This is a genomic window from Streptomyces sp. W16 (genome assembly GCF_033194735.1).
In the GTDB taxonomy this organism is placed as follows: domain Bacteria; phylum Actinomycetota; class Actinomycetes; order Streptomycetales; family Streptomycetaceae; genus Streptomyces.
In genome coordinates, this window is sequence record NZ_JAWOAI010000356.1 from 1 (window position 1) to 10,441 (window position 10,441).

Annotated in this window: 11 protein-coding genes and 1 pseudogene; 10 read left to right on the top strand and 2 right to left on the bottom strand. The window is 70.5% G+C overall.

The window, feature by feature from the left end; genetic code table 11:
- The coding region (locus R6V09_RS35290) for a hypothetical protein (protein WP_317885540.1) at positions 1-1,479 on the bottom strand (1,479 nt) is incomplete at its 3' end.
- A 205-nt stretch (positions 1,480-1,684) separates the two neighbouring features.
- On the opposite strand from R6V09_RS35290, the gene R6V09_RS35295 reads away from it, so the two are divergent.
- The 5 genes from R6V09_RS35295 (at position 1,685) to R6V09_RS35315 (ending at position 5,184) form a co-directional block, all read left to right on the top strand.
- The gene (locus R6V09_RS35295) at positions 1,685-3,127 is read left to right on the top strand and encodes a GuaB1 family IMP dehydrogenase-related protein (protein ID WP_317885549.1); all 1,443 of its coding nucleotides are present in this window, start codon (positions 1,685-1,687) and stop codon (positions 3,125-3,127) included.
- 88 nt (positions 3,128-3,215) lie between these two features.
- Positions 3,216-3,734, top strand: a complete 519-nt coding sequence (locus R6V09_RS35300) for a GNAT family N-acetyltransferase (RefSeq protein WP_317885541.1) — start codon at positions 3,216-3,218, stop codon at positions 3,732-3,734.
- Between the two features lie 21 nt (positions 3,735-3,755).
- The gene (locus R6V09_RS35305; protein WP_317885542.1) at positions 3,756-4,151 is read left to right on the top strand and encodes a hypothetical protein; all 396 of its coding nucleotides are present in this window, start codon (positions 3,756-3,758) and stop codon (positions 4,149-4,151) included.
- 96 nt (positions 4,152-4,247) lie between these two features.
- Complete coding sequence (locus tag R6V09_RS35310; RefSeq protein WP_262062324.1) at positions 4,248-4,700, top strand: Lrp/AsnC family transcriptional regulator; 453 nt, start codon at positions 4,248-4,250, stop codon at positions 4,698-4,700.
- A 55-nt stretch (positions 4,701-4,755) separates the two neighbouring features.
- Positions 4,756-5,184, top strand: a complete 429-nt coding sequence (locus R6V09_RS35315) for a VOC family protein (protein ID WP_317885543.1) — start codon at positions 4,756-4,758, stop codon at positions 5,182-5,184.
- An 18-nt stretch (positions 5,185-5,202) separates the two neighbouring features.
- On the opposite strand, the gene R6V09_RS35320 is transcribed toward R6V09_RS35315, so the two are convergent.
- Positions 5,203-5,943 carry a GntR family transcriptional regulator gene (locus R6V09_RS35320; RefSeq protein WP_317885544.1) on the bottom strand — a complete coding sequence of 247 codons (741 nt, stop codon included), beginning with the start codon at positions 5,941-5,943 and terminating at the stop codon, positions 5,203-5,205.
- Between the two features lie 212 nt (positions 5,944-6,155).
- Between R6V09_RS35320 and R6V09_RS35325 the strand changes: the two genes are divergently transcribed.
- The 5 genes and pseudogenes from R6V09_RS35325 to R6V09_RS35345 all read left to right on the top strand — a co-directional run.
- Positions 6,156-7,313, top strand: coding sequence for an ABC transporter substrate-binding protein (locus tag R6V09_RS35325; protein WP_317885545.1), 1,158 nt, complete (start codon positions 6,156-6,158; stop codon positions 7,311-7,313).
- Positions 7,310-8,209 (top strand): ABC transporter permease, encoded by a 900-nt coding sequence (locus R6V09_RS35330; RefSeq protein WP_317885546.1) that lies wholly within the window; start codon positions 7,310-7,312, stop codon positions 8,207-8,209. Before R6V09_RS35325 ends, R6V09_RS35330 begins: the two co-directional genes overlap by 4 nt.
- Positions 8,194-9,012: an ABC transporter permease gene (locus tag R6V09_RS35335; RefSeq protein ID WP_317885547.1), complete on the top strand. Its 819-nt coding sequence runs from the start codon at positions 8,194-8,196 to the stop codon at positions 9,010-9,012. Before R6V09_RS35330 ends, R6V09_RS35335 begins: the two co-directional genes overlap by 16 nt.
- 3 nt (positions 9,013-9,015) lie before the next feature.
- A complete protein-coding gene (locus R6V09_RS35340; protein ID WP_317885548.1) occupies positions 9,016-10,095 on the top strand; it encodes an ABC transporter ATP-binding protein in 1,080 nt (359 codons plus the stop codon).
- 87 nt (positions 10,096-10,182) lie between these two features.
- Positions 10,183-10,441, top strand: a pseudogene (locus tag R6V09_RS35345) (HAD-IA family hydrolase); the annotation flags it as partial.

A 10,441-nucleotide genomic window follows, 5' to 3' on the forward strand; every position in this document is an offset into this window, starting at 1 on the left:
CGGCGTGGCGGACGCGCCGCCCGATGCTCCCGGCGTGGGTGACGTGGGTGATGTTCCGGACGCGCTCGGCGTGGGCGACGCGGTCGACGTGTCGAAGGCGAACGTGACGCTGTCGTCGGCGGTGTTCGGGTCGTGCAGCGGGATGCCGGCCGGGCCGGGGAGCACGGTCGCGGTGCCCTTGGCGCCGCGGTAGTCCTTGGCCGCCTTCACCCGCAGCACGAACAGCTGACTCGCGTCGGCCGCGATACCGCGCGGCACCGGGCACACGTAGTGCCGGTGACCCGCCTCGAACCGAGCGGTCTCGGTGGCGCCGACCCACAGGAGGCACTCGCCGTAGGGGCCGTCCTCCCCCTCCTCGAAGGCGTTGCCGGTCGCGACCGTGCCCTTGGGCAGGAGGACGTCGACCATGGCGACCGCCTTGCCGTCGACTCCGTACGCGGAGGCCGGGCCGTGGTTCACGGCGTTCAGCGTCAGGGTCCACTGGCCCGCCCCGCGGCCGGGCTTCACGGCCGCCGTGGCGGCGAGATCGGCGGAGCTGTCCGCGGCGACGGTGACCCGGCCCGTGGCGCCGCTCTCGAAACCGTCTCCCGCGCCGGAGGCGGGCACCAGGGTGAGCTCCGGCCCGGTGCCCCGGTAGGGGCCGCCGCCGGGCTGCACGCCGGGCTTCAGCAGTTCGGCCGAGTAGTCGGTCACGGCGGTCAGGACGTGGGCGCCGACCGTGGCGGTCAGCGGGCTGCTCAGTTCGACGGTGGCGTCGGCGGCCACCGGGGCCGTGAAGACGCAGGTGACGGATGCCTGGCTGCCGGGTTCGACCGGGTCGTCGCCGTCGCCGTACATGCAGTTGGAGAACTTCCGGTCGAAGACCAGACCGCCCACCGACTCCCAGCGCAGCATGATGCGCCGGTCGGTGGCCAGGTCCCCGGTGTTGCGGAGCCGGAGCGGCAGTTCGATCCGGGATCCGAGCTTGGCGTGCGTCACGTCCGGGACCTTGCCGACGACCAGGTTCGGGACGCCGACGACCACTTTGCTCTGCGCGGTGGCGCCGGTGCCGTGGTCGGCGGTGACGGCGTACTTGATCGTGCCGCTGGCGCCGAGGGCGGCGCCCGTGGCCGCACGCAGGGTGAAGTCGACCGACTCCTGCTGGTAGACGTCCTTGTTGACGCAGGTGAAGACCTGCTCGTCGGCCGTGCACCGCGGATCGTCGACCGTGACGCTCGCGACGCCCGCCAGATCACGGGCGTCGATGACGAGTGCGATGTTCGTGGGCAGCGGCACCGGTGCACCGTCGTCCGCGAAACTCCAGCTCACGGTGGCCGACTGCGCAGCCGCCCCCACGTTGAGCTGTGGCTCGGCGCTGATCGTCGCGTAGGCCTGGGTCGGAAGCGGGGACGGATCGGCGGCCACGGCGGCCGATCCGGGTGCCAGGGCGAGCACTACGGCGGCCAGCGCCGCGCCGAACACCGTGCGGTGGGAAGTCATGCACGGTTCGATGGCCGAGGTGTCCCGAAGGTTGCCCACAAATGAATCACAGGTTCGTTTGGGCGTTCCTCCAGAGAGGCCGCCGACCTGCTTGGACAATGATCCGAGGCATGGCATTCCGCCTGACATGGGACAATGAAGTACGTGCTCTTCCCCCTGGCTGACCTGTCCGGGGGTCACCTCGATCGACTGGGATGTGCAGCACGTGCGTTTCCTCAACGACATCCAGCCCCCGTACGACCTGACGTACGACGACGTCTTCATGGTGCCGAGCCGCAGCGCGGTCGGCTCGCGTCAGGGCGTGGACCTCAGCTCCCCGGACGGCACGGGCACCACCATCCCGCTGGTCGTCGCCAACATGACCGCCATCGCGGGCCGGCGCATGGCCGAGACCGTGGCCCGGCGCGGCGGGCTCGTGGTCATTCCGCAGGACATCCCGATCGAGGTCGTCACCGAGGTCGTCTCCTGGGTGAAGAGCCGCCACCTCGTCCTGGACACCCCGATCCGGCTGGCCCCGCACCAGACCGTCGCCGACGCGCTGGCCCTGCTGCCCAAGCGCGCGCACAACGCCGGTGTCGTCGTGGACGAGGACCAGCGCCCGGTCGGTGTCGTCACCGACGCCGACCTGACCGGTGTGGACCGCTTCACGCAGCTCGCCGAGGTCATGTCCCGGGACCTGCTGCTGCTCGACGCGGACATCGACCCGCGCGAGGCGTTCAACAGGCTGGACGGCGCCAACCGCCGCTACGCGCCCGCCGTCGACAAGGACGGCAGGCTCGCCGGCATCCTCACCCGTAAGGGCGCGCTGCGCGCCACGCTGTACTCGCCGGCCGTCGACGCGGACGGCAGGTTGCGCATCGCCGCCGCCGTCGGCATCAACGGCGACTTCGTGCAGAAGGCCAAGCAGCTGCTGGACGCGGGCGTGGACACGCTCGTCATCGACACGGCGCACGGCCACCAGGAGTCGATGATCAGCGCGATCAAGCAGGTGCGCGCCCTCGATCCGCGGGTCCCGATCGTGGCGGGCAACATCGTCGCCGCCGAGGGCGTCAAGGACCTCATCGACGCGGGCGCCGACATCATCAAGGTCGGCGTCGGACCCGGCGCGATGTGCACCACCCGCATGATGACCGGCGTCGGCCGCCCGCAGTTCTCGGCCGTCAAGGAGTGCGCCGCCGAGGCGAAGAAGTACGGCAAGCACGTGTGGGCCGACGGCGGTGTCCGCCACCCGCGCGATGTCGCCATGGCGCTCGCGGCCGGTGCGTCGAACGTGATGATCGGCTCGTGGTTCGCGGGCACGTACGAGTCCCCGGGCGACCTCCAGCAGGACGCCAACGGCCGCCTCTACAAGGAGTCGTTCGGCATGGCGTCCGCGCGCGCGGTCCGCAACCGCACCTCGGACGAGTCGGCCTACGACCGTGCCCGCAAGGCGCTGTTCGAGGAGGGCATCTCCACCTCACGGATGTTCCTCGACCCGGCCCGCCCGGGCGTCGAAGACCTGATCGACTCGATCATCGCGGGCGTCCGCTCCTCCTGCACCTACGCCGGCGCCAACTCCCTTGAGGAGTTCGCCGAGCGGGCCGTCGTCGGCATCCAGAGCGCGGCCGGCTACGCGGAGGGCAAGCCACTGCACGCCAGCTGGAGCTGAGCCAATTCCCTTTCCTGCGGCCCCTGTTGTCCCGGCGCACGGGATATTCAGGGGCCGTCGGAGTGTGGTGACGCCTACTGTCTGGTCCATGGACATCGCCGTTTGCGGAGCCGCCGACGTGGCGCTGCTCGACCAGCACATCGGCTCACTCGGAGCCACCTCGTTCCACGCCCGCCGCTTCGCGCGTCAGGAGCGGGGAGAGAGCACGTATCTCGTCGCCTGGCTGGACGGGCGGCCCGTCGGGCATGCAGAGCTGCGCTGGACCGGCTGCGACGCGCGCGAGGTACGGGCCGCGCGGCCCGGCTGCCTGGAGATCGGCGGGCTCGGTGTGTGGCCCGAGGAACTCCGCTCGCGGGGTATCGGTACGGCGCTCATCCGTGCCGCCGAGGAACTCGCCGTGGAGCGGGGGATCACGGACGTCGGCGTCGGCGTCGCGAAGGACAACCCCCGTGCGGCCGTCCTGTACGCACGGCTCGGCTACGCACCCTTGACGGACTACTACGACCGCTGGTCGTACGAGACGACCGATGGCCGTCTGCGCGACTGGGTCGACCACTGCACCTTCCTGGTCAAGGAGCTGCCGTCAGGCCCTCTTGACGTCAAGTAGCCTTGACGCAACGCTGAACGCATGACCACACCCCAGAGCATCGAACCCGAGCACACCCTCCTCACCGCCGTCGCCCGCCTCGACAACCTCCGCACCCGCGAGTCCCTCGCCGGCTTCGGCAGCGACGCCGAGGCCCTCGACAAGGTCGAGACGCTGGAACTGCTCGCCCTGAGCGAGGTCGTCGCCCGCAAGGCCGCCTACGGCCGTCAGCTCACCGTCCGCGCGGCCCGTGAGGCCGGTGCGTCCTGGACGCAGATCGGGGCCGCGCTCGGCATGAGCAAGCAGGCCGCCTGGGAGGCGCACACGCGCTGGATCGACGCACAGGCGGAGGTGTACGGACAGCCCGGGCGGATCGGTTTCGACGAGGAGGACCTGGCCGAGGCGCGGGCGCTCGCGGGGGACCCGGACGAGGGCTGAACCGGGTGCTCGGCAGCACTGTCGGGCCCGTGTTCTACTTCGTATACGGCCATCGCCGCTCCCACCCGGCCAGCGCAGAGAAGTGAACCGCCCGCAGTGCTGAACGAACTCGACGAACGCATCGTGCACGCCCTCGCCGAGGACGCCCGCCGCTCCTTCGCGGACATCGGGCACCTGGTCGGCCTCTCCGCGCCCGCCGTGAAGCGGCGCGTGGACCGGCTGCGGGCGACCGGCGCCATCACCGGTTTCACGGTACGGGTGGACCCGGCGGCGCTCGGCTGGCAGACCGAGGGGTTCGTCGAGATCTACTGCCGGCACAACACCTCCCCCGACACCATCCGACGGGGCCTGGAGCGCTACCAGGAGGTGGTGGCCGCGTCCACCGTCACCGGCGACGCCGACGCGGTCGTCCAGGTCTTCGCCGCCGACATGCGGCACTTCGAGCGGGTGCTGGAGCGAATCGCGGGGGAGCCGTTCGTGGAACGGACGAAGTCCGTGCTGGTGCTGTCCCCGCTGCTGCGCCGCTTCTCGTCCGGCTCGCCCACGTAGGAGCGGCGCGGGCACATGGGGGCCACTGTCAGTGCTGGGTCGTACGGTCGAGGGCATGGCAGCACGAATCGATCTCACCCTCGACTGCGACGACGCCCAACTCCTCGCCGCGTTCTGGAAGACGGCCCTCGGCTACGTCGACGAGCCGCCGCCCGCGCCCTTCGCCACGCGCGCCGAGTGGATCGCGCACTACGAACCGGAGGACGACGGAGCCGAGGACGACGGCGCCTGGCTGTGCGACCCCGACGGCATCGGCCCGCGCCTGTCCATCCTCAAGGTGCCCGAGCCCAAGACCGCCAAGAACCGGCTCCACATCGACATCCGGGTCCCGGTGCGGGGTGGCCCGGAGGAGAGATGGGCCGCGATCAGAGCCGAGGCCGAGCGGCTGGTGGACGCGGGCGGCCGGGTGCTCACGGAGGTCGACGGACACCATGTGGTGATGGCCGACCCGGAGGGCAACGAGTTCTGCGTGGCGGCCGGTTGAGCCCTCAGGCCCCTGGTCTCACTCCGCCGTCTTGCGGGCCAGCGCGTTGTTCCCTATCGAGTTGTGCACGCTGAAGCTCACCGCGTCCGAGCGGTAGCGGTCGTCCGACCACTCAACTGGGCGTCCCTCGCGGGTGGTTGTGACCCGGCGGACCCGCAGCAGGGGGCTGGTGCGGCGGATTCCGAGCAACTCGGCGTCCTGCGCGCCCGCCGCCACCGCGTCGATCACGTGCTCGCCGTAGGCGAAGACCAACCCCGTGTCGTCGTACAGGCGTTGAGTGACCGACGGGCAGTCCGGTTCGATGGCCTCGACGGCGGTTGAGATCCAGTCGGCGTATACGGTCCGCTCCAGCAGGACCGGCTCGCCGTCCAGACCGCGGACCCGCAGGACGTGCAACACCGGGGTGCGTTCGGGGAGTTGGAGGCGTACGGCGTCCTCGGCCGTGGCCGGGCGGTACTCCTGCTCGACCACGTGCCCGGTCGCCTCGCGCTCCATCGCGCGCGCCCATTCGGCGAAGCTGCGCAGCTCCGCGAAGCTCTGGCTGCGGCGGCTGGCCAGCACCATCCGGCGGGCGCCCTGGCGGGAGCCGATCAGCCCTTCGGCGGTGAGGGCCGCGACGGCCTGGCGGACCGTGCCGCGCGAGACGCCGTACTGCGCCGCGAGGTCCGTCTCGGCGGGCAGCCGGCTGCCGACTGTGTACTCCTCGCGGTCGATGGCCCTGCGCAGCTCGTCGGCGATCTCCTCGTGTCGCGCCGTCATGCTTCCCCTCTGAATTGGCAACTGTGCACAGCGTGAGCAGCGTAGTCGAGTTCCCTTGGTGATCCGTGTCAGCCGGGAGTGTGCAGAGAATAAGGGGTCACGGTTTCGCCAATGTTTACGAACAAGACACCATTGGCGGGCGTACTGAGGCCAACTTGTTCAGACAAGTTCTCCGCTCTGCTCTAACCCTCGTGCGCACCCCTGGAGAGACCGTGACCGTGTCCCCGCCGAGAAACGCCGTCCTGGGTGGATCCCTCGCCGTCGTCGCCGCGCTCGCCCTCAGCGCCTGCGGCGCCGCTCCCACCAACTCGTCGACCACCGCCGACGGCAAGAACGCCGCCACCGCCACCTCCGTCGCCGACTTCGGCGGCATGGACGCCCTGGTGAAGGCGGCCAAGAAGGAGGGCACGCTGCACGCCATCGCGCTGCCCCGCGACTGGGCGAACTACGGCGCCCTCATCGACGGCTTCACCAAGAAGTACGGCATCAAGATCACGGACGAGAACCCGGACGGCTCCAGCCAGGACGAGATCAACGCCGTGACCTCCCGCAAGGGCCAGGACCGTGCGCCCGACGTCCTCGACCTCGGCTCCTCCTTCGCGCTGAGCGCCGCCCAGCAGGGCCTGCTCGCGCCGTACAAGGTCGCCTCCTTCGACCAGATCCCCGCGGGCCAGAAGGACCCGAAGGGGCAGTGGTTCAACGACTACGGCGGCTACATCTCCATCGGCTGCGACGCCAAGCGCGTGAAGACCTGTCCGACCACCTTCGCGGACCTGCTGAAGCCGCAGTACAAGGGCCAGGTCGCCCTCAACGGCAACCCCACCAAGTCGGGTTCGGCCTTCGGTGGCGTGTACGCGGCGGCGCTCGCCAACAAGGGTTCCTTCGACGACATCCAGCCCGGCCTGGACTTCTTCGGCAAGCTGAAGAAGAACGGCAACTACACGCCCGTCGAGTCCACCCCGGCCACCGTCGAGAAGGGCGAGACGCCCATCTCCATCGACTGGGACTACCTGAACGCCGGTTACGCCGACGAGTTCAAGTCCAAGGGCGTCGACTGGAAGGTCACCATCCCCAGCGACGGCCAGTACGCGCAGTACTACTCGCAGGCCATCAACAAGGACGCCCCGCATCCGGCGGCGGCTCGCCTGTGGCAGGAGTACCTGTACAGCGCCGAGGGCCAGAACCTGTGGCTCAAGGGGTACGCGCGTCCGGCGCTGATGACCTCCATGGAGTCGGCCGGCACGCTCGACAAGACCGCCGCCGCCAAGCTCCCGCAGGTCTCCGGCACCCCGGCCTTCCCGACCGAGGCCCAGCAGAGCAAGGCCAAGACGGTCATCGCGTCCGGCTGGGCGAAGGCCGTCTCCGGATGACGGCCACGCTCACGCGGGCCGACGTCGGCGCCGCCGCTTCTCAGAAGCGGCGGCGCCGCGTCCCCGGCTGGATAGCCGTGGTCCCGCTGCTCGTGTTCGTCGCGGTCGCCTTCGGGGTGCCCGCCATCGCGATGCTGAACGGCGCCTTCACCGTCAAGAACCAGGCGACGGGCGCCACTTCGTACAGCACCGTCAACCTGACCGACTCGCTCCAGGGCGCCTACTTCACCGCGCTGGTCGGCAGCGTCAAGCTGTCCGCCCTCTCGGCCGCCCTCGGTACCCTGCTCGGGCTGCCGCTCGCGCAGGTCGTCGTCACCTCCCGCTTCCGCGCGCTGCGCGAGGCCGTCCTCACCGCGTCCGGGGTCCTCGCCAACTTCGGCGGTGTCCCGCTGGCCTTCGCGTTCGTCGCGACGCTCGGCAACGCCGGTGTGCTGACGACCCACTTGGGCCTGAAGGACAAGGGCTGGGACCTCTACAGCTTCTCGGGCCTGGTCCTCGTCTACCTGTACTTCCTCATCCCGCTGATGGTCCTCACCATCACCCCCGCCCTGGAGGGCCTGCGCACCCAGTGGCGCGAGGCCGCCCAGAACAACGGCGCCACCGGCGTGCAGTACTGGCGGCACGTCGCCCTGCCGGTGCTGCTGCCCTCGCTGCTCGGCGGGTTCGTCCTCCTCTTCGGCAGCGCCTTCGCGGCCTACGCCACCGCCGCGGCCATGGTGGGCAGTTCGATCCCGCTGGTCACCCTGCAGATCGCCGACGCCATCTCCGGCAACGTGCTCGTCGGCCAGGAGAACGTGGCCCTCGCCCTCAGCCTCGACATGGTCCTGGTCGCGGGCCTGGTCATGGCCGTGTACCTGCCCCTGCAACGACGGAGCGCGCGATGGCTGGACGCCTGAACCTCTGGCGGTGGGTCGTCCTCGGCCTCGCCGCCCTGTACTTCCTGGTGCCCCTTGCAGCGTCAGTGGTCTTCACGGTCGACGTGCCGGGCCAGGGCATCACCTTCGACGCCTACACCCAGATCGTCTCCGCCGACGGCTTCACCTCCAGCCTGGTGCTCTCGCTGGAACTGGCCGCCGCCACCATCGCCGTCGTCCTGCTCCTGATGGTGCCCGCCATGGTCGCGCTACGGCTCGGCGCGCCCCGGCTGCGCCCGGTCGTCGAGGTGATCTGCTCGCTGCCGCTGGTGGTGCCGCCGATCGCGTTCGTCGCCGGAATCGCCACCGTCCTCAAGTGGGGCCCCGACTACCTGTCCCGGACCCCGCTGTTCGAGACCTTCGTCGCCATCCAGAACCCGAGCTTCCCCTTCATCCTCGTCCTCGCCTACGTCGTGATGGCGCTGCCGTTCGTGTACCGGGCGCTGGACTCCGGGCTGCGGGCCATCGACGTGAAAACCCTCGTAGAGGCCGCCCGCAGCTGCGGCGCGGGCTGGCCGCAGGCGCTGGTGCGGGCCGTACTGCCCAATCTGCGCGGGGCGTTGCTCAACGCGTCCTTCCTCACGCTGGCGCTGGTGCTCGGCGAGTTCACCGTGGCCCAGCTGCTCGGCTTCCAGCCCTTCGCCGTGTGGATCTACAGCGTTGGCGGGTCCAACGCCCAGCTCTCCGTCGCCGTCTCCGTGCTCAGCCTGGTCGTCACCTGGGCACTGCTCCTCACGCTCGCCGGTGTCGGCGGGCGCGACAAAACCGCTTCGTCCCGGGGATGAACCATGACCGCCACCACGCTTGAGAAAACCGCCACGGAGAACGCCGCCACCGTCGAATTCCGGGGCCTGCGCCGGGAGTTCGGCCCGACGGTCGCCCTCAACGGACTCGACCTGACCGTCCAGCCCGGCGAGTTCCTGGCCCTGCTCGGCCCCTCCGGCTGCGGCAAGACCACCGCGCTGCGCATGCTCGCCGGGTTCGAACACCCCACCTCCGGCGAGGTGTTGGTCGACGGCAAGGACGTCACCGACGTCCCCGCCCATCGCCGCGATGCCGGGATGGTCTTCCAGTCCTACAGCCTCTTCCCGCATCTCAACGCCCTCGACAACGTCGCCTTCGGCCTGCGCATGCGCAAGGTGAACAAGGCCGAACGGCGGTTCCGCGCCAACGAGTTGCTCCACCTTGTCGGGCTCGGCGACAAGGGCGAGAGTTTCCCGCACCAGCTCTCCGGCGGCCAGCAGCAGCGCATCGCGCTGGCCCGCGCGCTCGCACTCCAGCCGCGCGTCCTGCTCCTGGACGAACCGCTCTCGGCGCTCGACGCCAAGGTGCGGCTGTCCCTGCGCGAGGAGATCCGCCGCCTCCAGCAGGAACTCGGCATCACCACCCTCTTCGTGACGCACGATCAGGAAGAGGCGCTGTCCATCGCCGACCGGGTCGCCGTGATGCGCGCCGGAAAGCTCGAACAGTGCGCAGCCCCGGCCGAGTTGTACGGCCGTCCCGCCACCGCGTTCGTCGCCGAGTTCGTCGGCACGATGAGCCGCCTCCCGGGGCAGCTCTCGGACGGGGTCGTCGAGGTGCTCGGCCAGCGGCTCCCCGTCGACGGCGAGGCACCGGCAGGACCCGAGGTGGATGTGCTCGTACGGCCCGAGGCGATCGACGTGCGCGCCGACGACGCCGGTGACGCACGGGTCGTGGGCACCGCCTTCCTCGGCGCGGTCGTCCGCGTCAGCGTGCTGCTCGCCGACGGCACCGAGGTCAAGGCCGACCTGCCCACGCACGAGGCCACCACCCTGGGCGCCGGCGTCGCCGTACACGTGTCGCTGCCGGAACGGCCGGTACTCGTGGCAGAACGCGTCAACCCGTAGGGCCCACAGGCCCGTTGTGAACCCGCAGTGAAAGAGAGAAACGTGACCCCCCACGCCCGACTCCCGCTCCAGGCCGTCCTGTTCGACATGGACGGAACGCTCGTCGACACCGAGCGGCTGTGGTGGGAGGCGGTCGAGCAGGTCGCGGGCAGAACCCTGACCGACGCGGATCAGTCGGAGGTGCTCGGCCGCCCGGTCGAGCACACCGCCGACTGGCTCGCCACGACCACGGGCGCGGCGGCGACGGACCTCGCGGCAGAACTGCACCGGGAGTTCGCCGCCCGCGTCCGCACCGGCATCGTGCCCCGCCCCGGCGCGCTCGACCTCCTCGACGCCCTCGCCCGCG